Source organism: Albimonas pacifica (assembly GCF_900113695.1).
GTDB lineage: Bacteria > Pseudomonadota > Alphaproteobacteria > Rhodobacterales > Rhodobacteraceae > Albimonas > Albimonas pacifica.
The window spans coordinates 493,186-519,480 of the sequence record NZ_FOQH01000004.1; the positions used below are offsets into that span (position 1 = coordinate 493,186).

Sequence of the window (26,295 nt, forward strand, 5' to 3'; positions counted from 1 at the left end):
TCATGTCACCAATGTCCCCCGCAGCGACAGGCGCCCGCCCGAGGCGCCGCGCGATGGGAGGATCCGATGACCGACGTGCTCAAGCGCGAGCTGAAGGACGGCCTGCTCGTCCTGACCATGAACCGCCCCAAGCGGAAGAACGCCCTGAACCCCGACCTGACGCTGGCCCTGCGCGACGCCACCGCGGCGGCGGCGATGGACCCGGAGGTGCGTGCGGTGCTGCTGACCGGCGCCGGCGGGGCCTTCTGCGTGGGCGGCGACGTGAAGGCGATGAACGAGGGCCAGGGCCGCGACGCCCCGGTCGGGGAGCGGATGCACGCGCTTCGCGACCGCATGAACGCGTCCCGCTACCTGCATGAGATGGAGAAGCCGACCATCGCCGCGATCGAGGGCGCCGCCGCCGGCGCCGGCCTGTCGCTGGCGCTGGCCTGCGACTTCCGGATCTGCGCCGAGGACGCCAAGATCACCACCGCCTTCGCCAAGGTCGGCCTCTCGGGCGACTACGGCGGCACCTTCTTCCTGACCCACCTGCTGGGCGCGGCGAAGGCCCGCGAGCTCTACCTGCTGTCGCCGGTGCTCTCGGGGGCCGAGGCGGCGCAGATGGGGCTGGTCACGCGCGCGGTCCCCGCCGCCGCGCTGATGCAGGAGGCGACCGCCTTCGCCGCCCGCCTCGCCGCCGGTCCGACGCTGACCTACGGCCGGGTGAAGCGGAACATCGCCGCGGCCGAGGCCGGCGGCAGCCTCGGCGAGTGCTTCGACGAGGAGGCGCGCAACCACACGCTCTCCGCCCAGACCCACGACCACCGCGAGGCCGCCGCCGCCTTCGTCGAGAAACGCGCGCCGGCCTTCACCGGGACCTGAGGCGGGACGTGAGGTCGGCTTTTCTTGCCATCTGCAAGAAAATCACCATATGATGTCAGGTGAAAGACCGCCGCCCCCGCGGCGGTCGCCCCGCAACCCCGGGAGGGCCGCCATGACGCTCCTGCGCGACGCCGCCTCCACGGCGCCGGATCCCGGCGCGGTGCTGGCCCGGGCCGCCCTGCGCGCGGCGGGCCGGCTGGGGGTGACCCATGACCAGCTCGCCCGGGTGATCGGCGTCTCGCCCTCCACCGTCTCGCGCCTGAAATCGGGCGCGGCGCGGCTGGAGCGGGACCAGAAGTCCTTCGAGCTCGCGGCGCTGTTCGTGCGCCTGTTCCGTTCGCTCGACGCCATCGCCGGGGGCGACGAGCGCACCGCGCGCGCCTGGATGAAGGCGCAGAACCTGGCGCTGGGCCGTCCGCCGATCGAGCGCATCCAGACCGTCGCGGGCCTCGTCGATGTCGTCGACTACCTGGACGCCCGCCGCGCTCCGCTCTGAGGCGCGGCCGCTCGCGGCCGACGCCTGGCGGATGGTCGAGGCGCAGCATGTCGTCTCGACCCTGAAGCTCGTCGACACGCTGGCCGAGCAGGCGATCCTCGAGTCCCTGCTCGACGAGACCAAGCCCCCGCTGCCGGACCCCTGCGCGGGGCTCGACTACCTCCTCGCCACGCCGTTCCGCTACAAGAGCTATCCCCACGGCTCGCGCTTCCGCCGGGCGGGGCGCACGCCGGGGGTGTTCTACGCGGCGGAGCGGCCGGAGACGGCGATGGCCGAGATGGCCTTCTACCGCCTGCTGTTCTTCCTGGTGGAAAGCCCCGGAACGCCCCTGCCCGACGCGCCGGCCGACTACACGGCCTTCGCGGCGGCGGTCGCCACGCCCCTGGCGCTGGACCTGACCGCGGGAGCGCTCGGCGAGGATCCGCGCTGGAGCGATCCGGTCGACTACGCCCCCTGCCAGGCCCTGGCGGAGGCGGCGCGGGAGGCGGGGGCGGAGGCGATCCGCTACGCCTCGGTCCGCGACCCGGCCGGGGGCGCCAACCTCGCGGTGCTGACCTGCGCGGCCTTCGCCCGGCCGGCCCCCACCAAGCGCCAGAGCTGGAAGATCCGCGTCGCCCGCCACGGCGTGCAGGCGCTGCGCGAAAGCCCGCGCCTGCGCCTCGACCTGCCGCTGTCGGCGTTCCTGGACGACCCGCGGCTCGCGGCCGCCGCGGGGTGACGCCCCCTCCCCCGCGGGGGGAGGGGGCCGCGGCTCACTCGGCCGGGACGACCGCCTCCTGCGTCGGCTCGCGCCGGCCCGGGAACAGGCGGCGCAGCGCGACGTAGAAGACCGGGGTCAGGATCAGGCCGAAGAGCGTGACGCCCAGCATGCCCGAGAAGACCGCGGTGCCGAGCGCCTGGCGCATCTCGGCGCCGGGGCCCGAGGCGATGACCAGCGGGACCACGCCCAGGATGAAGGCGAAGGCCGTCATCAGGATCGGGCGCAGGCGCAGGCGGGCGGCCTCGACCGCGGCCTCGACCGGGGTCAGGCCGCGGTCGCGCTCGGCCTGGCGGGCGAATTCCACGATCAGGATCGCGTTCTTCGCCGCCAGGCCCGCCAGCACGATCAGCCCCACCTGGGTCAGGACGTTGTTGTCCATCCCCCGCAGGTCCACCCCGATCAGCGCCGAGAGCACCGCCAGCGGCACGATCAGCACGATCGCCAGCGGCAGCGCCCAGCTTTCGTAGAGCGCGGCCAGCGCCAGGAAGGCGAACAGCACCGACAGGCCGAAGATCGCCGCGGTGGCGGAGCCGGACTGCCGGCTTTCCTGCAACGCAAGCTCGGTCCACTCGAAGCCGACGCCGCGCGGCGCGGCCTCGGTCGCCATCGCCTCCATCGCCGCCAGCGCCTCGCCGGTCGACCGCCCGGGCGCGGCCGAGCCCTGCACCGGCACCGAGACCTGCATGTTGTAGCGCTGCACGAGCTGCGGGCCGGCCGCGTCGCGGATCTCGACCAGCGTGCCGAGCGGCACGAGGTCGCCCGACGCGGAGCGGACCTTGAGGGCGGAGATGTCCTCCCGCTCCAGCCGGAATCGCCCCTCGGCCTGGGCGCGGACCTGGTAGAGCCGGCCGTAGGCGTTGAAGTCGTTGACGTAAGTGGAGCCGAGGTTGACCGCCAGCGTCTCGAAGATGTTGCCGATCGGCACGTTGAGGATCTGCGCCCGCACCCGGTCGATGGCCAGGAACACCTGCGGCGCGCCGGTGGAGAAGGTGGTGAACACCCCCGTCACGTCCGGCGAGGCCGCGGCCGCCCCCATCACCGCGCGCGCCGTCTCCAGCGCGCGGCGCATGTCGTCGCTCTCGCGGTCCTGGATCTGCAGCTTGAAGCCGCCGCCGTTGCCGACGCCCTGAACCGAGGGCGGCGCGACCACGATCACGAAGGCCTCGCGCAGGGACTGCATCCGGCCGTAGAGGTCGCCGATGATCGCCGACGCGCTCAGGCCCTGCTCGCCCCGCTCCTCGAAGGAGGTGAAGGGGGTGAAGATCACCCCCTGGTTGGAGGCGTTGGTGAAGGTGGCGCCCGAGAAGCCCGCGAAGGCGACCGCGTTCGCCACCCCGGGGGTTTCGCGCGCGATCTCCGAGGCCTCGCGCACCACGGCGTCGGTGCGCTCCAGCGAGGCGCCGTCGGGCAGCTGCACCACCACGATGGCGTAGCCCTGGTCCATCGGCGGGATGAAGCCGGTGGGCACCTCGCGGCCCATCCAGACGGTCGCGCCGATCAGGCCCGCGAAGATCGCCAGCATCGCCGCCAGCGCGGCGACGGATCCGGTCAGCCGCCGCACCAGGGCCGCATAGCCCTCCGACATCCGGTCGAACCCGCGGTTGAACCCGCCCGCGAGCCCGGCGCCGGCGCGCGAGACGATCCCGCGCGGCGCGTCATGGGCCGCGTGGGGCTTCAGCAGCAGGGCGGCGAGCGCGGGCGACAGGCTCAGCGAGTTGATCGCCGATATCACCGTCGCCACCGCGATCACGGTGGCGAACTGGGCGTAGAACTGCCCGGTGATGCCGGGCACGAACAGCGTGGGCAGGAACACCGCGATCAGCACCGCCGAGATGCCGATCACCGCGCCCTGCACCTCGTCCATCGTGCGCCGCGCCGCCTGGCGCGGGGTCTGGCCGAGCGCGATGTTGCGCTCGACGTTCTCGACCACGACGATGGCGTCGTCGACCACGATGCCGATGGCGAGCACCAGCCCGAACAGGGTCAGAAGGTTCAGCGAGTAGCCGAAGGCCTGCATCGCGGCGAAGGTCCCGATCAGCGACACCGGGATCGCGATCAGCGGAATGATCGCCGAGCGCCAGGACTGCAGGAACATGATCACCACCAGCACCACCAGCGCCGCGGCCTCGAAGATCGTGTGGTAGACCGCCTCGACCGAGGCGTCGATGAAGCGGGTGGGGTCGTAGACCACCTCGTATTCCAGGCCCAGGGGGAAGTCCTTCGCGGCCTCCTCCATCACCGAGCGGATCGCGGCCGCCGTCTCCAGCGCGTTGGAGCCCGGGCGCTGGAAGATCCCCAGCGCCACCGCCGGCTTGTTGTCGAGATAGGCGTTCGAGACGTAGCTGCGCGCCCCGATCTCGACCCGCGCCACGTCGCGCACCCGGATGAAGCGGCCGTCATCGGTGGCGCGCACGATCACCTGCTCGAACTCCTTGGGTTCGCTCAGGCGGCCCTTGGCGGTGACCGCGACCTCGAAGTCCGAGCCGGTTTGGTTGGGCGGCCCGCCCAGCGACCCGCCCGAGACCTGCACGTTCTGCTCGCGCAGGGCGGCGACCACGTCGCCCGCGGTCAGGCCCAGCACCGCCAGCCGGTCGGGATCGAGCCAGACGCGGGCGGCGTATTCCCGCTCGCCGAAGATCTGCACGTCGCCGACGCCGTCGAGGCGCACCAGCGCGTCGCGGATCCGGGCGCGGGCGTAGTTGGAGACGTAGAGCTGCCCCAGGCTCTCGTCGGGCGAGAGCAGGTGCACGACCATCATCAGGTCGGGCGAGGACTTGGTGGTGGTCACGCCCTGGCGGCGCACCTCCTCGGGCAGGCGCGGCTCGGCCACCGCGACGCGGTTCTGGACCAGCACCTGCGCCGCATCCAGATCGGTGCCCAGCTCGAAGGTCACGGTCAGCGCCATGGCGCCGTCGGCGGTGGAATAGGAGGACATGTAGAGCATGTCCTCGACCCCGTTCACCTCCTGCTCCAGCGGGGTGGCGACGGTGCGGGCCACCGTCTCGGCGTCGGCGCCGGGATAGGCCGCGCGCACCACGATCGAGGGCGGCGCGATGGAGGGATACTGCTCCACCGGCAGGCGCAGGTAGGCGAGCGCGCCCAGCAGCACCAGCACGATGGACAGCACCGAGGCGAAGATCGGGCGGTCGACGAAGAAGCGGCCCATGGCTCAGCCCTCCTGGCCGGCGACGGGCGGCAGCGTGACGGCCTCGGGCGTGACCTTCATGCCCGGACGGGCGCGCAGCAGCCCCTCGACGACGATGGTCTCGGAGCCGTCGAGCCCCTCGCGGATCACCCGGTAGCCGTCGATGCGGGGCCCGGGGCGCACCAGGCGGGGGGCGACGGTCCCGTCCTCCTGCACGGTCATCACCATGCGGCGGTCCTGGTCGGCGACCACGGCCGCGTCGGGGATCAGCACGCCGGGATGGGGCAGCGAGCCGGGCACGTTCACCCGCCCGAACAGGCCCGGCGTCAGCACCCCGTCGGGATTGGCCAGCACCGCGCGCATCCGCATCGTGCCGGTGCGCGGGTCGATCCGGTTCTCGGAGAAGTCGAGCACGCCGTCCCGCGGCTCGATGTTGCGGTCCGACAGGGTGACGCGCACCTTCAGGCCGCCGCCGCCCTCCTGCAGGCTCTCGCCGCGGGCGCGGGCGTCGCGGGCGTAGGCGAGGAAATAGCGCTCGTCGATGTCGAAGTAGAAGTGGATCGGGTCGGTGGCGACGATGGTGGTCAGCACCGTCTCGTTCTCGCGCACCAGGTTGCCGGGCGTGACCCGCTTGCGGTCGATGCGCCCCGAGATCGGGGCGGTCACGCGGGAGAACTCGAGGTCGATCCGCGCCTGTTCGACCGCCTGGCGGGCGTGCTCCAGGTCGCCCATCGCGGCGATCCGGCGTTCCATCCGCTCGTCGACCGAAGCCTGGGAGATGTTGCCGTTGCGGACCAGCGACTGGGCGCGGCCGAGCTGGTCGTCGGCGAAGGCATAGGCGGCCTCGGCCGCCTCGACCCGCGCTTCGGCCTGGGCGAGGTAGGTGCGGAACAGGCGCTGGTCGATGGTGAACAGCGGATCGCCCGCGGTCACCCGCTGGCCGTCCTCGAAATGCACCTGCTCGAGGTAGCCGGAGACGCGGGCGCGCACCTCCACCGCCTCGGCGGCCTCGAAGCGGCCGATGAATTCGTCGTCCTCGATGATGTCGCGCACCACCGGCTGGGCGACGGTCACCACGGGCGGGGCCTGGGTCTGGGCCGGAGCCGCGGCCGGCGCGGTCAGGGCGGCGGCAAGCAGCAGGGCCAGGGCGGGACGGGAGGTCGTGGGGGGCGTCATCGCAACTCTCCTGCGATCGAACAGGGGGGTGATCTGGGGAGCCGACGGCGCAGCGCACGGTAAGCGAGACGAATGAAACCGTTTCCGTTGCATGAAAGCCGCAGGCGCCGTGGGGCGCGACGGCGCGTCCGAGCGCGCCGCCGCGCCCCACGGGACCGCCTCAGGCCAGCGTCCGCACGAAGGTCAGAAGGTCCGCGTTCACCGTCTCGGCATGGGTGGTGCACAGGCCGTGGGGCAGGCCCGCATAGACCTTCAGCTCGCCGCGCTTGAGCAGCTTCGCCGACAGCAGGGCCGAGTCCGCGATCGGCACCACCTGGTCGTCGTCGCCGTGCAGCACCAGCGTGGGGACCGTGACGGTCTTCAGATCCTCGGTGAAATCGGTCTCCGAGAAGGCCTTGATGCCGTCGTAGTGGGCCTTGGCCCCGCCCATCATGCCCTGCCGCCACCAGTTGGCGATCACCGCCTCCGACACCTCGGCGCCGGGGCGGTTGTAGCCGTAGAACGGCCCCTCGGCGACGGCGCGGTAGAAGGCGCTGCGGTTGCCGGCGAGCGCGGCGCGGAAGCCGTCGAAGACCTCCCGCGGCAGGCCGCCGGGGTTGGCCTCGGTCTTGAGCATCAGCGGCGGCACGGCGCCGATCAGCACCAGGCCCGCGACCCGGCCCTCGGGCTCGCCGTGGCGCACCACGTAGTGCAGCGCCTCGCCGCCGCCGGTGGAATGGCCGACGTGCACGGCGCCCTTCAGGTCCAGCTTGCGCACGACCGCGGCCGCGTCGGCGGCGTAGTGGTCCATGTCGTGCCCGTCGGAGACCTGGGCCGAGCGGCCGTGCCCGCGCCGGTCATGGGCGATCACCCGGTAGCCGTGGGACAGGAAGAACAGCATCTGCGCGTCCCAGTCGTCCGCGCTCAGCGGCCAGCCGTGGTGGAACATCACCGGCTGGGCGTCGCGCGGCCCCCAGTCCTTGAAGAAGATCTCGACGCCGTCGTCGGAGGTCGCATAGCTCATGGTCGTGTCCTGGGTTCGGGGAGCGGAAGAAGAGGCGGCGGTCTGCGCCGGCGCGTCGGAGGCCGCTAAGGCCGCCAGCGCCATGCCGGCGCCGCCGGCGAGCATCGCGTCGCGGCGCGAGAGGCCGCGGGGGGTGGGGGTCGGGGAGGTCATGGTCGTCCTTTCGGGGTCGGGGTCGGGGTCGGGGTCGGGAGGCGGGGAGGCGGGGGATCAGGCGGGCGCGAGCCGGTAGGCGGCGCCCCGACGCTCGACCCGTCCCGGCAGGGGGCGGGTCCAGTGGCAGCCCAGCACCAGCAGCCGGTCGGCCGCGGCGCGGTCCAGCAGGCGGCGGCGGGTGGCCAGCGCCAGGTCCGGGTCCGTGTCGAAGCCGAAGCGCCAGCCCGGGTTCTCGAAGAACACGACGTCGTGGGTGCAGGCGTCGCCGACCAGCAGCAGCGGCTCCGGCCCGTCGAGCTCCACCGACATGTGCCCCGGCGTATGCCCCGGGGTGGCGAGCAGGCGCAGGCCCGGCACCACCTCGTCGCCCGGGGCGTGCAGGTGCAGCCGCTCCGCCACGGCGTCGAGGGCGCGCGCGGCGGTGCGCGCGAAGCCGTGCAGGGCGGGGGGGCGGCGCTCCTCGAACCGGGGGTCGGTCCAGAAGTCCCATTCCACCCGCCCGACGTGGTGGTCGGCGTTGGGGAACAGCAGCTCGCCGTCGGGCTGGATCACGCCGCCGACATGGTCGGGATGGGCGTGGGTCAGGATCACCCGGGTCACCGCCCGGCGGTCGATCCCGGCCGCGGCGAGGTTGCGCGCCAGCCGCCCGGCGCTCGCCTGGAAGGCGTCGCCGGCGCCGGCGTCGATGGCGATCAGCTCGTCCCCCGCCCGGATCAGCGGCAGGTTCATGCGCACCGGCGCGCCGGCCGCGTCGCCGCCCAGACGCGCCAGCAGGGCGGCGCGCGCGGGCGGGGCGGCGTCGGGGGCCAGGATCTCGCCCCCCAGCGTCAGCGCGCCGTCGCTGAGGATCGAGAGGGCGAAGCGCCCGTGCCGGAAGGCGGGCGGCGGGGGCGCGGTCCTGCGCCGGGGAAAGATCGCGTCGCGCGTCGCGGCGAGGGTCATGGCGGCCTCCGGGAAGGGGCCCGGCGGCGGCGGGGCGGATCGCTCCGCCGCGCCGCCGCGGGGGGATCAGAGCGGGGTGGCGCGGACGAAGCCCGCGATCAGGCCGGCGACGAATTCCGGCATCTGGTGCTGGGGGCCGTGGCCGGCCTGGGGGATCGTGACCAGGTGCAGCGACGGCCAGACCCGGTTCAGCGCCTGCCAGTTGGCGACGGGGAACACGATCTCGTGGTCGCCCGAGATCGCCAGCACCGGGACCGAGCCCTGGCGGAAGAACGCCTCGAAGCGGCCGTCGGGGTCGGGGAACACCGCGTCGGGGTCGTGGCTCTCCTGCAGGATGCGCAGGTAGGTTTCGGGCGGGATCGGGGGGCTGACGTCGCCCTGACGTGCGGCGATGCGCGCGTGGGAGGCGCGGGCGGCCGCGCGGCTGCTCTCGGAGGCGGGCTCGAAGAACAGCACCGTCTCGTCCTCGATGTCGTAGTCCGGCTTCAGCGCGGTCTCGAGGAAGATCGGCTCGGCGGCGTGGGGCTGGGGACCGGGCGGGACCGTGCCCAGCAGCACCAGCTGGCGCACCCGGTCCGGGTTCTGCGCGGCGAAGATCTGGGCGGCGACGCCCCCCAGCGACCAGCCGCCCACCACGAAACGGCCCAGCCCGAGCCCGTCGGCGAGGTCGAGGATGTCCTGCGCCATTGCCGCGCGCTGGTAGGAGGGCTCGCCGGTCGAGAGGCCGAGCCCCGTGTAGTCGAAGATCACCACCGTGAAGCTGGCGGCGAGCGCGTCGAGGAAGGCCGGGTCCCAGCTGTCCATCACGCCGCGGAAGCGCAGGGCGAGCACCAGCGTCGGCCCGGCGCCGAACATCCGGTAGGCGAGCCGGCGTCCCCGGCTCTCGATGACCTGGGTGGGGGCGGCGCGGGCGCCCTCCCGCGCCTCTATCCGGCCGCGGGCGAGCGGCAGCGTCGGCTCCGCCCCCGAGGCGCGCCCGGCGCGGGCCATGGCGGAGATCACCGAGGAGAGCGGCGGGGCGAGGCTGATGCGGGTCGCGTAGAAGTCCATGACGTATCTCCCTTTTCGACAGGCCGCCGGCGCTGGGCCGGGGCGCAGCTCCCGCGCGGCCCGGAACCGGGTCGCGCGTCAGGGGGAGGCTCCGTCGGGCGCCGCCCACGTCGGGCGGCCTGCGGCTCGGATCCGGATCCCGGGCGGTGTCGTCGGCCCTCGCTCCGTCTCCCCTCGGCGGTCCGTCTCCGGTCGCCATGGGGTCAGGATGTCCGCTGGAGGGGCGTCGGCCTATTCTACGGCGGGGCGGATCGGATCAGACGATGGTGTTAACCGCGTCATGCGCCGCGGCCGCGACGGGGCCCTCGGCGGCGGGCAGGGCCACGGTGAAGCAGGCGCCGCCCTCGGGCCGGTTGGCCGCGCGCACGCTGCCGCCGAAGGTCTCGACGATGCCCCGCACGATGGCGAGCCCCATGCCCATGCCCTCGGCGCGGGTGGTGAAGAAGCTCTCGAACAGGCGCGGCAGGTGATCGGGGGCGATGCCGGGGCCGGTGTCCGCCACCTCGATCGCCACGGCGTCGCCCTCGCGGCGCACGGCGAGGTCGAGCCGCGGCGCGGGCCGCCCCGCCATCGCCTGCAGCTCGTTCAGGGCCAGGTTCGCGACCACCTGCTGAAGCTGCACCCGGTCGGCGGCCACGGCCGGGTCGGAGGGGTCGAGGCGCAGGGCCACCCGCGCCCCGTCGCGCCGGATCTCGGGTTCGAGCAGCGCCGCCGCGTCGCGCAGCGCCGCGTTGGCCGAGCACGGCCCGGCCGAGGGCGCGGCCCCCGTCACCATCCCCCGGATGCGGTCGATGATCTCCGCCGCCCGGCGCGCGTCGTCGGCGATGCGCCCGGTCAGCAGGCGGGCCTCGGCGACCTCGGGCGCGGGGCGGTCCAGCCAGCGGATCCCGGCGGCGGCGTTGGCGGCTATGGCCGCGAGCGGCTGCTTGACCTCGTGGGCGATCGAGGCGGTCAGCTCCCCCAGCATCGAGACCCGGGCCGCCCGCGCCATCTCCGCCCGCATCCCCGCCAGCGCCGTCTCGGCCGCGACCCGGGCGGAGAGGTCGATCACCCCCACCAGCAGCGTGCCCTTGTTCATCGTGTCCGGCGGGAAGCAGGCGGTGAACAGCGCCGGGAATTCGCGCCCGTCGATCGCGCGCAGCCGGGTCTCGGCGGCGTAGCTCGGCCGCCCCGACACCGCCGCCACCACCGAGGCCGCGAAGACGCCCGAGCTCGCCTCCGGCCAGAACGGCTCGACCGTGGTCAGCAGCTCCGCCTTGGGGTCGGGCGCGTCGGGGCGGCCGAACAGCGTCACGGTCTGCTCGTTGACGTCGATCACCCGTGTCGCGCGCATCATCTCGCGCACGAATTCGGGGCGGGCCTCGAAATAGGCGGGGTAGCTGGCGATCTCGCCGGCCTTGCGCAGGGCGTGCAGACGGGCGCCGACGGGGAAGAAGTCCAGCTCCCAGAAGCTGGCGGCCATCGCCTGGAAGAGGTTGCGGTAGCGGTGCTCGGACTTGCGCAGCGCGGCCTCGTCGCGGCGGGCGTCGGTGACGTCGCGCCCCGTCTCCAGGATCGCCTCGCCCCCCCAGGCGGCCCGGCGCAGGCGCCAGGCGAGCGCCACGCACCGCCGCTCGCCGCCCGCGCCGCGCCGCGTGCGCTCCCCCGCCCAGGCGCCCTCGGCGCGCAGGATCGCCAGCGCCGCGGCGTCCTCCTCCGGGGTCTCCTCGGCGAAGAGCTCGGCGGCGTAGCGGCCGGCGGCGCGGGCGGGGCGGGCGCCGTAGAGCGCCTCGGCGGCCGCGTTCCACCACAGGATGCGGCCGTCGGCGGTGCGCAGCACCACGCTTTCCTGCACCAGGTCGAGGACGCCGGCCTCGGCCGCGCTCAGCATGGCGCGGGCTTCCGCGGACGCGGGCTCAGGCGGCGTCGAGCGCGCGGGAGACGCAGTCGATCAGCGCCTGCGGCTCCACCGGCTTGCGCAGCAGGCACAGGGCCCCGCCGGCGCGGGCCTCCTCGTCCAGCCGCGCCTCGGTGCGGGCGGTCACCAGGATCACCGGGGCCCCGCCGCCCTCCGCCGCCAGCCGGCGCATCAGCTCCATCCCGCCCATCCCGGGCATCTGCACGTCCGAGACGATGCAGGCCGCCTCCGTCCGCGCGGTCGAGCCCAGGAACCCCTCGGCCGACGAGAATCCCTCCGCCCGCCAGCCGAGCGCGCGCATCAGGCTTTCCATGGCGCGCAGGAACGGCGCGTCGTCGTCCACCAGGGCGATGAGCGGGATGGGGGTCACGGGAACTCCTGGCCTGGCGCAGGAGAGGGCCCGGCGCCGGATCGTCCCTGTGACACGGACGGGCGGGCGCGGGAATCATACGAACGTGTCATCCGCCGGCCGCGACAGGGCGGCCGACAGCGCGTCCTGCATGCGCACCAGGTCCGGCAGGGTCCGCGCGCCCATCTTGCGCATCGCGGCGCCGCGGTGGATCTTCACCGTGATCTCGCTGATCCCCAGCTCCCCGGCCACCTGCTTGTTCAGGAGCCCTGCGGCGACCAGCGCCATCACCTGCCGCTCCCGCGGGGAGAGCCCGGCGTAGCGGGCGCGCAGGCCGTCGAGGCCCATCCGCTCGGACCGGCGGGCGCGGTCGATCTCGATGGCGCGGGCCACGGCGTCGAGCAGGTCCTGCTCGCGGAACGGCTTGGGCAGGAAGTCCACGGCGCCGGCCTTCATGCCCCGCACGCTCATCGGGATGTCGCCGTGGCCGGTGATCAGGATCACCGGCAGCTCCACCCCCCGCTCGACCAGCTGGGCCTGGAGGTCGAGCCCGCTCGCCCCCGGCAGCCGCACGTCCAGCACCAGGCAGCCCTCGACGTCCGGACGCTCCGCCGACAGGAATTCGTGGGTCGAGCCATGGGTGCGCGCCTGCAGGCCGACGGAGGCCAGCAGGCTGGCGATGGCCAGCCTGACGGCTTCGTCGTCGTCCAGCACATGCACCACGGGCCCGGTCGTCATGAAGCGAAACTATCTCCACGTCAGGCTGCCTTGGCAATCGAGACTTTCCCCCGCCGCAGGGCCTTTCCGCCGCGCCTCCCCCGGGGGCCATCCGGGCCCGCCCCCGGGCCCGCTTCCGGGGGCGCTTCCCCTCGACAACGCCCGCCGCCTCGCCGAAGAAGCCGGGGCCGGACCGGGGCCGCCCTCGCCCGGACGGCGACAGGGGCGCAGAGACAGGGGCGCAGAGGCCGGGGCGCAGAGACCGGAGAGCGAGCCGATGACCAGCCTTTTCGACGCCGCGCGCGATCCCGGCGACCGCCCCCTGGCGGCGGCGCTGCGGCCGCAGACGCTCGACGACGTCGTCGGGCAGGAGGCGCTGACCGCCCCCGGCTCGGTCCTGCGGCGGCGGATCGCGGCGCGGACGCTGGGCAGCCTCGTGCTCTACGGCCCGCCCGGGGTCGGCAAGACCTCGATCGCGCGGGCCGTCGGGGGGATGCTGGGCAAGGACTTCCGCCCCCTCCACGCCACCCGCGCCGGGGTGAAGGAGATCCGGGCGCTGGCCGACGAGGCCAGGCTGCGTCCGATCCTGATCTTCGTGGACGAGGTGCACCGCTTCTCCGCCACCCAGGCCGACGACCTGCTGGCGATCTGCGAGGACGGGATCGCCGACTTCATCGGCGCCACCACCCAGAACCCCTACCACGCCCTGCCGCCGGCGCTGATCTCACGTTCCACCATCCTCAAGCTCGAGCCGCTGTCGATCGAGGACATGGAGCGGGTGGTCCGCCGCGGGATCGAGCACCTGGCCCGCGCCGGCGTCGCGGTGGCGATGACGCCCGCCCAGACGCGGCTGATCGCCGGCCGCTCGGGCGGCGACGCGCGCCGGGCGCTGACCACGCTCGAAAGCCTCGCGGTCGGCCACGGCGCCGGCGGGCCGGTCGAGATCACCGAGGCGATGCTGGAAGAGGTCTACCGCGCCGCGGCCGTGAACCACGACCGCTCCGGCGACATGCATTACGACGTGGTCTCGGCCTTCGTGAAGTCGATGCGCGGCTCGGACCCCGACGCCACGCTCTACTGGCTGGCCCGGCTGATCCATGCGGGCGAAGACCCCCGCTACATCGCCCGCCGGATCATGATCCACGCCTCCGAGGACGTGGGGCTGGCGGACAACGGCGTGCTCCAGACCGCGGTGGCCGCGGCCCAGGCGGTGGCGATGATCGGCTATCCCGAGGCGCAGATCATCCTCGCCCATGCCGCCCTGCACGTGGCGCGGGCGCCGAAGTCGAACTCGGCCTGCCGGGGGATCTCGCTGGCGATGCAGGCCGTGGCCTCCGAGCCGCCGATCCCGGTGCCGCCCCATCTGCGCGACGCCCACTACAAGGGCGCCGAGGCGCTGGGCCACGTGGGCTACGTCTTCCCCCACGACGATCCGCGCGGCTGGAGCGAACAGCCCTACGCCCCCGGCATCGCCGCCGGACGCCTCTACCAGAGCGACGCCCGCCAGGCCGGCACCTTCGAGAAACGCGCCGACGAGCATTGGGAGCGCCTGTCGGGCCGCCTCGCCCCCCGCCGCTTCGGCGACGACTGAGCGCGGCGGCCCCGGCTCAGGCGGAGGCGTCGAACAGCAGGCGCACGAAGGTGCGCACCAGCAGGATCTGCTCGGACAGCAGCTTCGGCTCGCGCATCGCCTTGGACAGGATGATGCCGCCCTCGACCGTCCCCGAGATCATGTCGGCGAGCGCGCGCAGCTCCACCGGCTCGCGCGGGGGGTGGCGGGCGGCGATCTCCTCGAGCATGGCGAGGAACCGCTCCCGCCAGACCACCACCGCCTGCCGGTTCAGCTCGCGCACCTTGTCGTCGAACATCCGCTCGGCATAGGCCGAGGTGGCGACCAGGCAGCCGGGGTGGCCGTTGGGCAGGTCGGCCATCATCTCGGCCAGCAGCTTCAGGCCGATCAGGAAGGCGTGCAGCGGGTCCTCGTGCAGCTCCCGCGCGCGGGCGAAGACCTGGTCGAGCAGCGCCTCCTCGGTGTCGAGGTAGCGCTGGATCAGGGCGCGGGCGAGCTCGTTCTTGTCCCGGAAATGGTAGAAGAACCCGGACTTGGTGATCTCGGCCTCGGCGATGATCTCGTCGATCGAGGTGCCCGCGAAGCCCTTGGCGAGCACCCCCGCCTCGGCGATGTCGAGCAGTCTCTCGCGCGTCGCGCCGCCACGTGCCACCGGCCGTCTCCCTCGCGGATGCGGGACGCCCGGCCGACGCGGACGGGCATCGCTCCGGCTTGGGTAGCCCGGGGGGTGGGGGAAGTCCATCGACAGGGCGACGCGGCGGAAGGAAAGGGCCGCCGGGGAGGGGTCCCCGGCGGCGCCTCATTGCGCGAACTCGGCCTTGAAGGCCTCGAAGTCGATCTGCAGGCCGTTCATCATCGTGCTCCAGTGCCGCGTCAGGGCGGCCTGGGCCACGGCCTCGGCGATTTCGCGGTCGCTGGCGCCGTGGGCGCGGGCGGCGAGCGTGTCGGCGTGCACGCAGTAGCGGCACGGGATCTGCGCCCCCACCGCCACGTTGATCAGCGCCTTCACCTTGGGCGAGAGCGCGGTGTCCTCGGCCAGCTCCAGGTCGCGGGTCAGCCGCCAGGCGGCGGCCACCCCGTGCTCGGGATAGGCGCGGATGAAGCCGGGCACGAAGCCCCAGGCCTTCTCGACCTCGGCGTAGGCCTCCTGCGCCGTCTCCTGGGCGGTCGAGGGCAGGGGCAGGGCCGCGGCCACGAGGACCACGCCAAGGGCAGCGAAAACGGTTCTGAAATACATCGGATCGTCCTTTCGTTGGAGGAGCCGGGCAGGGTCGCCCGGCAGGGCCGCTGTGTGGCGCCGCCCGGCCGGCGCGCCTACGCAACGCGTGGTGCAGCCGTGGGCGGTCCGAAGAATTCCTGATCTGTCCCAATGGCTTGCGTGTCCCTCTCCGGCCCGCGTCCTGCCGTCCGCCGCAGCGCGCGGGCGGAGCTTCCGTACCGAAGGTGCAGCGTTCGCGGCCGCTCCGACGCGGCGGGGCGGAGTCGCGGGCCCGTCCGCGGCCCCCAGGCTCCGGATCGCTGCACCTTCGGTACGGTTTCGCGCCTTCGCGGCGACGGCCGCCCGCCCCCGGATCCCGCCAAGCCACTAGCCGAGAACGTCTTTCCCCGACCGCACCGCGCGTCGGCTGGTCCGCGGGCCGGCCGCGGCGCCAGAACGGGGCCAGCCAGACCCGGCCATCCCGGCCGGCGCGCGCAGGGAGACAGGACCATGCCGGCGACCGCAACCGAGACGCCGCCCCGGCGGCCGGGGCTCGACTACCTCACCGAGGGCGGAATCGAAACCGAGATCATGTACCGCTGGGGCTACGAGCTGCCCCATTTCGCGATGTTCCCGCTGCTCGAGCGGGCCGACGCCCGCGCCACGCTGCGCGGCCTCTACCGCCGCTGGCTGGACGTGGCGGCCCGGCACGGGATGGGGGCGCTGATCGGCGGCTTCGACTACCGCGCCAGCCCCGACTGGGGCGCGCGGCTGGGCTATTCCCCCGCCGCCCTGGCCGAGGCCAACCTCGCCGCCATCGACTTCCTCGCCGCGATGCGCCGCGAGTATGACGGCCAGCTCCCGCAGGCGAAGCTGGTGGGCTACGTCGGCCCGCGCGGCGACGCCTACCGGCTGAACGGCACGATGAGCGTCGAGGCGGCGGAGGCCTATCACGCCGTGCAGCTCGAGACCCTGCGCCGCTCGTCGGCCGACCTCGCCTGGGCGGTGACCTTCAACGACCCGGTCGAGGCGGTGGGCGTGGCGCGCGCCGCGCGCCGCGTGGGGATGCCGCTGGCGATGAGCTTCTCGCTGGGCTCGGACTCCCGCCTCGCCTCGGGCCTGACGCTGGCCGAGGCGGTGGAGCGGGTCGACGCCGAGACCGGGGGCTCCATCGCGTTCTTCGCCCTCAACTGCTCGCATCCGCAGGAGTTCGCGCCGGCCCTGACCCCCGGCGCCTGGTCGGAGCGGCTGCGCTGCATCCGGCCCAACGCCGCGGCGATGGACAAGATCGCCCTGTGCAAGCTCGGCCGGCTGGAGGAGGGCGACCCCGACGCGCTCGGCCGGCAGATGGGCGAGGTGGCGCGGCGGTTCCCGGCGATGGATATCTGGGGCGGCTGCTGCGGCACGAGCCACGTCCACCTCGACCGCATCGCCGGCGCCCTCGCCGAGGTCCGCCGGGCCCGCGCGACCGCCTGACGGGGCCAGGCCCGGCCGCGGGAGGGGCGGGGCCGCCTAGGACCCGGCCCGCTCCGCGCCGTCGATGCGCCGCCAGGGCAGCACGAAGCGCTCGCCGTCCCGCTCCCCGTGAAGGGCGCCGATCCGGTAAGCCTCGGCCAGGCGGTCGGGGGAGAGCGCCGCCTCGGGCGGGCCGAAAGCGAGAAGGCGCCCCGCGCCCATCACCGCCAGCCGGTCGCAGAAGCGCGCGGCCAGCGCCAGGTCGTGCAGCACCACGATCACCAGGTCCCCCGCCGCCGCCGTCTCGCGCATCAGCTCCATCACCCGGAGCTGGTGGTAGGGGTCGAGCGAGGCCACCGGCTCGTCGGCCAGCAGCATCGGCGCCTCGACCGCCAGCGCCCGGGCCAGCAGCGCGCGCGCCCGTTCGCCCCCCGAGAGGCCGGAGGCGGGCCGGTCGCGGAAGCCCTTCACGCCTGCGCGGCGCATCGCCCGCTCGGTCGCCTCACGGTCGGCGGGGGAGGGCGCGGCCAGCGGCCCGCGGTGGGGCAGGCGGCCCAGCCCCGCCAGCCGCTCGACCGAGATCGGCCAGTTCACCTCGTGGCCCTGGGGCAGGAAGGCCAGCCGCCGGGCCCGCTCCCGGGGCGACAGGGCGGCCAGGTCCTCGCCGTCGACGCGCGCCCGCCCGGCGGCCCGCGGGACGAGGCAGGCGATGGCGCGCAGCAGGCTCGACTTGCCGGCGCCGTTGGGCCCGACCAGGCCCAGCACCTCGCCGCCCCGCGCCTCGAAGGAGACGTCCTCCACCACCCGCCGCGCGCCCCGCGCGACCGAGATCCCCTCGACCGAGAGACATCCGATGCGGCCTGCGGTCATCCCGGACGCCCCTTCATGCGGTGGATCAGCCAGAAGAAGAACGGCGCCCCGACCAGCGAGGTGACCACGCCGAGCTGCAGCTCCGGCCCCACCGCGATCAGGCGCACCAGGATGTCGGCGGCGAGGATCAGCGCCGCCCCGCCCAGCGCGCTGGGGATCAGCAGGCGGGCGGGCGCGTGGCCCACGACGGGACGCAGCAGGTGCGGGACCACGAGGCCCACGAAGCCCACCACGCCCGCCACCGCCACCGTCGCCCCCACCGCCAGGCTGACCCCCAGGATCACCTGCGCCCGCGCCCGGCCGAGCGCCACGCCCAGCGAGCGCGCCGCCTCCTCGCCCAGGCTCATCGCCTCCAGCGCCGAGCCGGAGGCGACCAGCAGCGCCAGCCCCGCCAAGACGAAGGGCGCGGCGAGGCCGACCTCCTCGAAGGTGCGGTCGCGCACCGAGCCCATCAGCCAGAACACGATCTCCGACACCGCCCAGGGGTTGGGCGAGAGATTCATCGCCAGCGAGGTGAGCGAGATCGCGAGCCCCCCGATCGCCACCCCCGCCAGGATCAGCGTCAGGGTCGAGGCGTTGCGCGCCGCCAGCAGGTAGAGCGCCCCCGTCGCCAGCCCCGCCCCCGCCATCGCCGAGGCGGGCAGCACGTAGGGCGAGAGGCTCATCCACCCGAAATAGAGCGCCAGCACCGCGCCGAGCCCGCCCGAGGCGCTGATCCCGATCACCCCCGGCTCGGCCAGCGGGTTCAGCAGCAGCCCCTGCAGCGCCGCCCCCGAGGCGCCCATGGCGGCGCCGATCATCAGCGCCAGCAGCGTGCGCGGCAGGCGCAGCTCCTGCACGATCAGGGCGACGGGCGCGTCGGCCAGCCCGAAGACGCCGCGCAGCACCTCGGCGGCGCCCAGCTCGACGTAGCCCAGCGTCAGCGAGACCGTCGCCAGACCCAGGCAGGCCGCGGCGAGCGCCAGGCACAGGATCAGCGTCGGGCGGTGGATCAAGGAAGCCGCGCTCATCGCCGCGCCTCCCCGGCCGGAACGGCGTCCGCGGCCCGGCCCGCCTGCTCCGGACCCTCCGGCCCCGCCGCGGCGGCCCGGCCGCCCGGCGCCGGCCCCGCACCCCCGTTTTCCGGCCGCGCCGCGGCCGCGGCGGCGAAGCGCGGGCGGGCGGCGGCCAGGATCTCGACCGCCTCGACCAGCATCGGGCCGGAGCAGGCCCACAGCGCGCCGGGCACGGCGACGGTCACGGCCTCGCGCCGCGCCCGCTCAAGGATCGGGTTGCGCCGCAGGACCGAGGCGGCGCTGGCCCGCGCCGCGTCGAAATACGAGATCACGTAGCCGTCGGGCGGATCGACGGCCAGCGCCTCGGCCGGCAGGCCGACCCAGCCGGCCTGGCCCGCCTCGACCTGCAGGTTGACGTAGCCCGCCGCCTCCAGCGCGGCGGTCACGAAGGTCCCGGCCGCGGCGCCGCCGCCGTCGGGGCGGTAGTAGACCACTCGCGGGCGCGGCTCGCCCGGGCCCGGCGCCGCGGCCGCCAGCCGGGCGCGCAGGTCGGCGACCGCCGCCTCCCCCCGCTCGGGGCGGCCCAGCGCGGCGGCGAGCACGCGCAGGTTCTCGAACACGCCCTCGAAGTCCTCGCGCAGCGGCAGGGGGATCGGCGTCACCCCGAAGGCGTCGAGGATCCGGCGCATCTGCGGCGCGACCTCGCGGTCCACGATCAGCAGCCCGGCGCGGGCGGCGATCAGCTCCTCCATGCTTCCGCGGTTGCGGGGCAGGCCCTCGGCCTCGGCGGCCTTCCAGGAATGCGGGCCCGTCGCGTGCTGGGAGAGGCTCGCGATCCGCTCGCGGTCCGCCAGCGTCAGCAGGTACTGGTCCCCGCACAGCGAGACCGAGGCGACGCGCGGCGCCGCCCCGCTCCCCGGCGGGACGGGCGCCGCCCCCTCCGCCAGCGCCGCCCCGGCGGCGATGGCGAGGACCGCGGCCGTCGCGAGCCGCCGCCGCACGGCGCCGCGGCCCCGTGCGCGGCCCCGTGCGCGGCCCGGTCGCGCCCCGGGGGCGGGGCGCGGGATCCGGAAGCCCGGGCGCGCGTCGGTCTCGGGGGTCTCCCGGGTCAGGGGCATGCCGGCGCCTCCGCTCATCGGCTTCCGAAGGCGGCGCGGACGCCGGCGTAGACGCCGAAGCCCGGCGTCGCCCGGCCGTAGGATTCCTGGTAGCGGCGGTCGAAGAGGTTCTCGACCCGCCCGAACAGCTCCACCTCCTCCGTCGCCCGCCAGGCGGCGGCGAGGTCGAAGACCACGTAGCCCGGGACCCGCCCGGCGGCCGAGACCGCGTCCCCCGAGGCGTAGCGCGCCACCGCCGTCAGCGAGACGTCCGCGTGGGGGAAGACCGTCGCCGCGGTCGTTCCCCGGTGGCGGGAGCGTCCGCGCCAGGCCCCCGTGACCCCGTCCCGCGACAGCAGCCAGGTGTAGCTCTGGCTCGCCTCCAGCCAGTCCAGCGGCGCCCAGGAGAGGCCGGTCTCCACCCCCTCGATCCGGGTCTCGCCGAACTGGACGTAGCCCGCGCCGCCGTCCGCCCGCGTGCCGAAGCCGATCTCGTTCTCGACCCGGTTGCGGAAGTAGGTCGCCTCCAGCGCCAGCCCCTGCCCGGCCCAGTGCAGGTCGAGGCCGATGTCCCAGCCCCGGCTCTCCTCGACCTCCAGCCGCCGGTCGCCGTAGGTGGGATCGAACAGCTGGTAGAGCCCCGGCGCCTTGGCGCCCGTGCCCCAGCTCGCCCGCAGCTTGCCGTCCAGCGCCTCGGTCAGCGGCGTGAACCAGGCGGCGGTGGCCCGCCAGGTGGCGAAGGTCCCGAAGCGGCTGTTGTCGTCCAGCCGGCCGGCGCCGGTCAGGGTCAGCCCCTCCAGCGGCTCCAGCGCCAGCTCGCCGAACAGCGAGTCGGTGGCGATCTCCGCCCCGAAGCCGCCGGTGTAGGCGGTGTGCTGGTCGGTGCGCTCGCGCTCCAGGTCCACGCCCGCGACCAGCGTCGCCTGCTCCACGGGGCGCAGGGCGAGGGTGTAGCCGAGGTTGGTCTTGGTCCCGTCGTAGACGTCCCCCGCAGGCCGCGACCAGGCGGTATGATACTCCCGCCGGGCGTTGTAGACCGAGGCCGAGGCCTGGTGCGTCAGCCGCCCCTCCAGCATCTCCCAGGTCAGCCGGCCGCCGAGGGCGTATTCGTCCTTGTCCACGTCGTCGAAGGAGTCCTGCGTCGCGTCGTCGTAGTCAAGGCGCGTCAGGCTCCAGAACCCGCCCAGCGACAGCTCCGCCGCGTCGGTCAGGCGCAGGACGGCGCGCCCGCTCAGCCCCTTCGCCGCGTAGGCGTCGTCCTCGTCCGCGGGGCCCGTCGCGGTGCGCGGATCGACGATCGAGGGCCCGTCGAAGCGCCGCCCGAAGGCCGTCAGCCGCAGGTCCGCCCGGTCCGAGCCGTAGTGGAGCGAGGCGCCGCCGTCGACGGTCCCGTAGGGCCCGGCCTCGACCTCGACCGTCGCCAGCGTCCCGTCGCGCGGCGCGTGGCGGGTGACGATGTTGATCACCCCGCCGATGGCGTCGGAGCCGTAGAGCGAGCTCTGGTTGCCCCGCAGCACCTCGATCCGCTCGATGTCGAGCGAGGCGAGGTGGTCGAACTGGTAGGCGGTGGAGGTCGAGGACGGGTCGCCCAGCTCCATCCCGTCGATCAGCACCAGCACCTGGTCGCCGTCCGAGCCGCGGATCGAGACCGGGGTCCAGGCGCCGGGCCGGGTCTGGGCGATCTCCACCCCCGGCACGTCCTGCAGGACCTCGGCGACGGTGCGCGACTGCCGGCGCTCGATCTGCGCGCGCGTGACCACGGTGACCGCGCTGCCCACGGCCGAGGCCGGCAGGCCGGCGCGCGAGGCGCTCTGCACCCGCACCGCCTCCAGCCGCACGGGCGCGTCGGGCTCGGCGGGGTCCAGGCCGGTCAGGACCTGCGCGCCGGCCGGCGCGGCGGCGACCAGGCCCGCCGCCGGCAGGGCGGGGACGACGGCGCGGACCAGGGCGGGGAAGAGCGCGCCGGCGAGGGCCCGGGACAGGGCGCGGCGGGGCCGTCGTCGGCGGCGAGGGGCGGCGGGGACGGGCGGGACTGCGTCATGCGGCAAGGTCGTCTTCTCCGGTCGTTCGGCCCGCGGGCCGGAAAACGCACGGAGGGCGGGACCGGGACGGCGCAGCGCCCCCGGGACCGACGAGACATGACTGTCGCAGGATGAGACCCATCCCGGCGCGCCCTCCAGACTTCAGGCGTCGCCGCGACGGCTTTCCGCCCCCTCGGCACATCCCGACCGTGGGGTGGGCGACAGCGACGGCAGGTCTCCTGACTCGGGTCTCGACGCGCGCTCCAGCCTTCCCGGACCTTCGGCCCAGTGGCGCGATGCGGAGCGCGCTCCTCCCTCACAGTTGCGGGCGCAGTCGCGGACTCGGCGTCCCTTGCGGGCGGCCTCACCGCGTTCCCTTTTCACCTCTTGCGAGGCACCGTCGCCCCCCGCTTAGCCCGCGCCCGCAGCCCCGCGCAAGCGCCCTGTCGCCCCCCTGCCGCGACGTCCTGCGGGGCCGCCGAACGGCCCGCCGCGCCACGCGAAACGGCCCGGCGCGGAGGCGGTCCGACCGGGCAGGAATGTCCAGGAAAAGCGCCGCAGCCCAGAGAGTTGGGCGGTCCGCCGCGCCCCGCCGACGGTCTCGCGCACGAGGGTCGGTCAGGGGGCTTGGCGGGGATCCCGGCGTCGGGGTCGGCGGGCGGGCGCCTCCCGCGCCGCAGGCGCGGGACAGAGCCGCTCCGCCGACCCCGACGCTCAGGCGGCCGTCTCGATCCCGCGGTCGGCGGGACGGTAGTTCAGCACCGGCGCCAGCCAGCGCTCGGCCTCCTCCAGCGTCATGCCCTTGCGCGCGGCGTAGTCGGCGACCTGGTCCTCCTCGACCTTCGCGACGCCGAAGTAATAGGCCTCCGGATGCCCGATATAGAGGCCCGAGACCGAGGAGCCGGGCCACATCGCCATGCTCTCGGTCAGCTCCACCCCCGTGGCCGCGGTGGCGTCCAGCAGGCGGAACAGGGTGGTCTTCTCGGTATGGTCGGGCTGGGCGGGATAACCCGGCGCCGGGCGGATGCCGGCGTAGGGCTCGCCGATCAGCTCGCGCGGCGTGAACGCCTCGTCGGGGGCGTAGCCCCACAGCTCGCGCCGCACGCGCTGGTGCAGCATCTCGGCCATCGCCTCGGCGAAGCGGTCGGCCAGCGCCTTGACCATGATCGCGGCGTAGTCGTCGCCCGCCGCCTCGAAGCGGGCCGCGCGCTCGGCCTCCTGCGGGCCCGCGGTGACCACGAAGCCGCCCACGTAGTCCGGCGTCCCCTCCGGCGCCACGAAGTCGGCCAGCGCCAGGTTCGGCCGGTCGCCGCGCTTCGAGGTCTGCTGGCGCAGCGTGTGCAGCGCCGCCAGCGGCGCCTCGCGCCCGGCGTCGGTCCACAGCTGGATGTCGTCGCCCCGCCGGTTGGCGGGCCAGAAGCCCACCACCGCCCGCGGCTCGAACCAGCGCTCGGCCACGATCGTCTCCAGCATCGCCTCGGCGTCGGCCAGCAGGTTGCGCGCCGCCTCGCCGTAGGTCTCGTCCTCCAGGATCCGCGGGTGGACGCCCTTCAGCTCCCAGGTCTGGAAGAACGGGGTCCAGTCGATGTAGCGCGCGATCTCCGCCAGGTCCCAGTCCCCGATCGTCCGGGTCCCCAGGAAGGCGGGCTCGGTCGCCGCGTAGCCCGTCCAGTCGATCTTCATCGCGTTGGCCCGCGCGGCGGCCAGCGGCAGGCGGCGCTTGGCGCGCTCGGCCCGCTCGTGGCGCTCGGCCACCTCGGAATATTCCGCCCGCACGCCTTCGATGTAGCGCTCCCGCTGCCCGTCGCTGAGCAGGGACGAGACCACGCCCACCGCCCGGCTCGCGTCCGTCACGTAGATCGCCTGGTTGCGGGTGTAGCGCGGCGAGATCTTCACCGCCGTATGCACCTTCGAGGTCGTCGCCCCCCCGATCAGCAGCGGCACGTCGAAGCCCTCGCGCTCCAGCTCGCCGGCGAGATGCACCATCTCGTCGAGCGAGGGCGTGATCAGCCCCGACAGGCCGATGACGTCGACCCGGTGCTCCCGCGCCGCCTCGAGGATCTTCTGCGGCGGGACCATCACGCCCAGGTCGATGATCTCGTAGTTGTTGCAGGCCAGCACGACGCCGACGATGTTCTTGCCGATGTCGTGGACGTCGCCCTTCACGGTGGCCATCAGCACCTTGCCGGCCGCCTGCCGCTCCGTTCCGCCCGAGAGGCGCTTCTCCTCCTCCATCCAGGGGAGCAGCACCGCCACCGCCTGCTTCATCACCCGGGCCGACTTCACCACCTGGGGCAGGAACATCTTGCCCGCGCCGAACAGGTCGCCGACCACGTTCATCCCGTCCATCAGCGGACCCTCGATGACGTGCAGCGGACGCTCGGCGGCCAGCCGCGCCTCCTCGGTGTCCTCCTCGACGAACTCGGCGATGCCGTTGACCAGCGCGTGCTCCAGGCGCTTTTCCACCGGCCACTCCCGCCAGGCGAGGTCGCGCACCTTCGCCTCGCGCTTGTCGCCCTTGAAGCGCTCGGCGAGGTCCAGGAGGTTCTCGGTCGCCGTGCCGCCGTTCGCGGGCCTGCGGTTGAGCACCACGTCCTCGCAGGCCTCGCGCAGGGCCGGGTCGATCTGGTCGTAGACCGCGAGCTGGCCGGCGTTGACGATGCCCATGTCCATCCCCGCCGCGATGGCGTGGTAGAGGAACACCGCGTGCATCGCCTCGCGCACCGGCTCGTTGCCGCGGAACGAGAAGCTCAGGTTCGACACCCCGCCCGAGACATGGGCGTGGGGCAGGTTCCGCCGGATCCAGCGCGTCGCCTCGATGAAGTCGACGCCGTAGTTGTCATGCTCCTCGATGCCGGTGGCCACCGCGAAGACGTTGGGATCGAAGATGATGTCCTCGGGCGGGAAGCCCACCCGCTCGGTCAGGATGCGGTAGGCGCGCGCGCAGATCTCGGTCTTGCGCGCGAAGCTGTCGGCCTGGCCCTGCTCGTCGAAGGCCATCACCACGACCGCGGCCCCGTAGGCGAGGCACAGGCCCGCGTGGTGCAGGAACTGCTCCTCGCCTTCCTTCAGCGAGATCGAGTTCACCACCGGCTTGCCCTGCACGCATTGCAGGCCGGCCTCGATCACCTCCCACTTGGAGCTGTCGATCATGATCGGCACGCGGGCGATGTCGGGCTCGGCGGCGACCAGGTTCAGGAAATCGACCATCGCCTGCTTCGAGTCGATCAGCCCCTCGTCCATGTTGACGTCGATGATCTGGGCGCCGTTCTCGACCTGGTCGCGCGCCACCTCCAGCGCCGCGGCGTAGTCGCGGTTGGTGATCAGCTTGCGGAACCGGGCCGAGCCGGTGACGTTGGTCCGCTCGCCGACGTTCACGAAGGGAATGTCGGCGGTCAGCACGAAGGGCTCGAGGCCCGAGAGGCGCAGCAGGGGCTCACGCATCGGCGGTCTCCTCCAGTCGGCGGGGGGCGTGGCCGGCGACGGCGGCGGCGATCTCGCGGATATGCTCGGGCGTGGTGCCGCAGCAGCCGCCGACCACGTTGACCAGGCCCTCGCGGGCGAAGACCTCGACCTTGGCGGCGGTCTGGGCGGGGGCCTCGTCATACTCCCCGAAAGCGTTGGGCAGGCCCGCGTTGGGATAGGCGCAGACCAGCGTGTCGGCGACGCCCGCGAGCTCGGCCAGATGCGGGCGCATCGCGTCCGCCCCCAGCGCGCAGTTCAGCCCCACGGTGAACGGCCGCGCGTGGCGGACCGAGTGCCAGAACGCCGTCGGCGTCTGCCCCGAGAGCGTGCGCCCCGAGGCGTCGGTGATCGTGCCCGAGATCATGATCGGCAGCCGGCGGCCATGCTCGGCGAAGGCCTCGAAACAGGCGAAGACCGCGGCCTTGGCGTTCAGCGTGTCGAAGATCGTCTCGATCAGGATCAGGTCGACGCCGCCCTCGATCAGGGCGCGGATCTGCTCGCCGTAGGCGCGGCGCAGGTCGTCGAAGGTCACCGCGCGGTAGCCGGGATCGTTCACGTCCGGGCTGATCGAGGCGGTGCGGTTCGTCGGCCCCACCGCGCCGGCCACCCAGCGCCGGCGCCCGTCCTGCGCCGTCGCCCGGTCCATCGCCCGCCGCGCCGCCTGCGCCGCGGCGACGTTCAGCGCCTGCACCTGGTGGGTCAGCGCATAGTCCGCCTGGGCGATGACGGTCGAGGAGAAGGTGTTCGTCTCCACGATGTCGGCGCCGGCCATGGCGAAGGCGTAGTGGATCTCCTCGATCGCCTCGGGCTGGGTCAGCGACAGGAGGTCGTTGTTGCCCTGCTGGGGGTGATCGGAGTGGATCGCGCAGGAATGCCCGCCCCCGCCGCCCAGGAAGGCGTCCTCGTCCAGGCCCAGGGTCTGGATCATGGTGCCCATCGCCCCGTCGAGGATCAGGATCCGCTCGCGCGCGGCCCGGGTCAGCTCGGCGAAGGTCTCGCTCGGCGGAAGCATGAAGCTGTGCATCTCGGTCCTTCCTGGCATCCGGGCGCGCCACGCCCGACGGGTCCCGCC

General features: G+C 74.2%; 21 protein-coding genes and 1 riboswitch. Of the genes, 5 read left to right on the forward strand and 16 right to left on the reverse strand.

The genetic code is table 11. From position 1 onward, the window contains the following. Positions 1-66: 66 nt before the first annotated feature. The 3 genes from BM064_RS10635 (at position 67) to BM064_RS10645 (ending at position 2,075) form a co-directional block, all read left to right on the forward strand. Complete coding sequence (locus BM064_RS10635) at positions 67-861, forward strand: enoyl-CoA hydratase-related protein (RefSeq protein ID WP_092859732.1); 795 nt, start codon at positions 67-69, stop codon at positions 859-861. Between the two features lie 112 nt (positions 862-973). Then, on the forward strand, positions 974-1,357 hold the full coding sequence (locus BM064_RS10640; RefSeq protein ID WP_092859733.1) for an MbcA/ParS/Xre antitoxin family protein: 384 nt from the start codon (positions 974-976) through the stop codon (positions 1,355-1,357). Then, positions 1,317-2,075, forward strand: coding sequence for an RES family NAD+ phosphorylase (locus BM064_RS10645; RefSeq protein WP_092859734.1), 759 nt, complete (start codon positions 1,317-1,319; stop codon positions 2,073-2,075). Before BM064_RS10640 ends, BM064_RS10645 begins: the two co-directional genes overlap by 41 nt. A 34-nt stretch (positions 2,076-2,109) precedes the next feature. Here BM064_RS10645 and BM064_RS10650 read toward each other — a convergent pair whose 3' ends face one another. The 8 genes from BM064_RS10650 to BM064_RS10690 form a co-directional block, all read right to left on the reverse strand. Next, on the reverse strand, positions 2,110-5,283 hold the full coding sequence (locus tag BM064_RS10650; RefSeq protein WP_092859735.1) for an efflux RND transporter permease subunit: 3,174 nt from the start codon (positions 5,281-5,283) through the stop codon (positions 2,110-2,112). A gap of 3 nt (positions 5,284-5,286) precedes the next feature. After that, entirely contained in the window at positions 5,287-6,438 is a 1,152-nt protein-coding gene (locus BM064_RS10655) for an efflux RND transporter periplasmic adaptor subunit (protein WP_092859736.1), read from the reverse strand. A gap of 160 nt (positions 6,439-6,598) precedes the next feature. Then, positions 6,599-7,594, reverse strand: coding sequence for an alpha/beta fold hydrolase (locus BM064_RS10660; RefSeq protein WP_245779119.1), 996 nt, complete (start codon positions 7,592-7,594; stop codon positions 6,599-6,601). 57 nt (positions 7,595-7,651) lie between these two features. After that, the gene (locus BM064_RS10670) at positions 7,652-8,539 is read right to left on the reverse strand and encodes an MBL fold metallo-hydrolase (RefSeq protein WP_092859739.1); all 888 of its coding nucleotides are present in this window, start codon (positions 8,537-8,539) and stop codon (positions 7,652-7,654) included. A 66-nt stretch (positions 8,540-8,605) separates the two neighbouring features. After that, entirely contained in the window at positions 8,606-9,589 is a 984-nt protein-coding gene (locus BM064_RS10675; RefSeq protein WP_218161002.1) for an alpha/beta fold hydrolase, read from the reverse strand. A gap of 256 nt (positions 9,590-9,845) precedes the next feature. Further along, positions 9,846-11,459, reverse strand: a complete 1,614-nt coding sequence (locus BM064_RS10680) for a sensor histidine kinase (protein ID WP_092859740.1) — start codon at positions 11,457-11,459, stop codon at positions 9,846-9,848. Positions 11,460-11,484: 25 nt separating this feature from the next. After that, on the reverse strand, positions 11,485-11,856 hold the full coding sequence (locus tag BM064_RS10685; RefSeq protein ID WP_218161003.1) for a response regulator transcription factor: 372 nt from the start codon (positions 11,854-11,856) through the stop codon (positions 11,485-11,487). A gap of 75 nt (positions 11,857-11,931) precedes the next feature. After that, positions 11,932-12,573, reverse strand: coding sequence for a response regulator transcription factor (locus BM064_RS10690; RefSeq protein WP_092859741.1), 642 nt, complete (start codon positions 12,571-12,573; stop codon positions 11,932-11,934). Between the two features lie 256 nt (positions 12,574-12,829). Between BM064_RS10690 and BM064_RS10695 the strand changes: the two genes are divergently transcribed. After that, positions 12,830-14,143 (forward strand): replication-associated recombination protein A, encoded by a 1,314-nt coding sequence (locus tag BM064_RS10695; RefSeq protein WP_092859742.1) that lies wholly within the window; start codon positions 12,830-12,832, stop codon positions 14,141-14,143. 16 nt (positions 14,144-14,159) lie between these two features. On the opposite strand, the gene BM064_RS10700 is transcribed toward BM064_RS10695, so the two are convergent. Then, complete coding sequence (locus tag BM064_RS10700) at positions 14,160-14,774, reverse strand: TetR/AcrR family transcriptional regulator (RefSeq protein ID WP_092859743.1); 615 nt, start codon at positions 14,772-14,774, stop codon at positions 14,160-14,162. A gap of 147 nt (positions 14,775-14,921) precedes the next feature. Continuing rightward, positions 14,922-15,359: a carboxymuconolactone decarboxylase family protein gene (locus tag BM064_RS10705; RefSeq protein ID WP_092859744.1), complete on the reverse strand. Its 438-nt coding sequence runs from the start codon at positions 15,357-15,359 to the stop codon at positions 14,922-14,924. Between the two features lie 471 nt (positions 15,360-15,830). Between BM064_RS10705 and BM064_RS10710 the strand changes: the two genes are divergently transcribed. After that, entirely contained in the window at positions 15,831-16,796 is a 966-nt protein-coding gene (locus BM064_RS10710; protein WP_092859745.1) for a homocysteine S-methyltransferase family protein, read from the forward strand. 36 nt (positions 16,797-16,832) lie between these two features. Here BM064_RS10710 and BM064_RS28325 read toward each other — a convergent pair whose 3' ends face one another. The 6 genes from BM064_RS28325 to BM064_RS10740 form a co-directional block, all read right to left on the reverse strand. Next, positions 16,833-17,645, reverse strand: a complete 813-nt coding sequence (locus tag BM064_RS28325; RefSeq protein ID WP_281244859.1) for an ABC transporter ATP-binding protein — start codon at positions 17,643-17,645, stop codon at positions 16,833-16,835. Next, positions 17,642-18,655, reverse strand: a complete 1,014-nt coding sequence (locus BM064_RS10720; RefSeq protein WP_092859746.1) for a FecCD family ABC transporter permease — start codon at positions 18,653-18,655, stop codon at positions 17,642-17,644. The genes BM064_RS28325 and BM064_RS10720 overlap by 4 nt, the downstream gene beginning before the upstream one ends. Next, positions 18,652-19,758 carry an ABC transporter substrate-binding protein gene (locus tag BM064_RS10725; protein WP_177236210.1) on the reverse strand — a complete coding sequence of 369 codons (1,107 nt, stop codon included), beginning with the start codon at positions 19,756-19,758 and terminating at the stop codon, positions 18,652-18,654. Before BM064_RS10725 ends, BM064_RS10720 begins: the two co-directional genes overlap by 4 nt. Positions 19,759-19,772: 14 nt before the next feature. After that, on the reverse strand, positions 19,773-21,785 hold the full coding sequence (locus tag BM064_RS10730) for a TonB-dependent receptor plug domain-containing protein (protein WP_092859748.1): 2,013 nt from the start codon (positions 21,783-21,785) through the stop codon (positions 19,773-19,775). Between the two features lie 185 nt (positions 21,786-21,970). Continuing rightward, positions 21,971-22,175, reverse strand: a riboswitch (cobalamin riboswitch). A 297-nt stretch (positions 22,176-22,472) separates the two neighbouring features. Beyond that, positions 22,473-25,202: a methionine synthase gene (gene metH, locus BM064_RS10735; RefSeq protein ID WP_092859749.1), complete on the reverse strand. Its 2,730-nt coding sequence runs from the start codon at positions 25,200-25,202 to the stop codon at positions 22,473-22,475. Next, positions 25,195-26,247 (reverse strand): homocysteine S-methyltransferase family protein, encoded by a 1,053-nt coding sequence (locus BM064_RS10740; RefSeq protein ID WP_092859750.1) that lies wholly within the window; start codon positions 26,245-26,247, stop codon positions 25,195-25,197. The genes metH and BM064_RS10740 overlap by 8 nt, the downstream gene beginning before the upstream one ends. Positions 26,248-26,295: the final 48 nt, after the last annotated feature.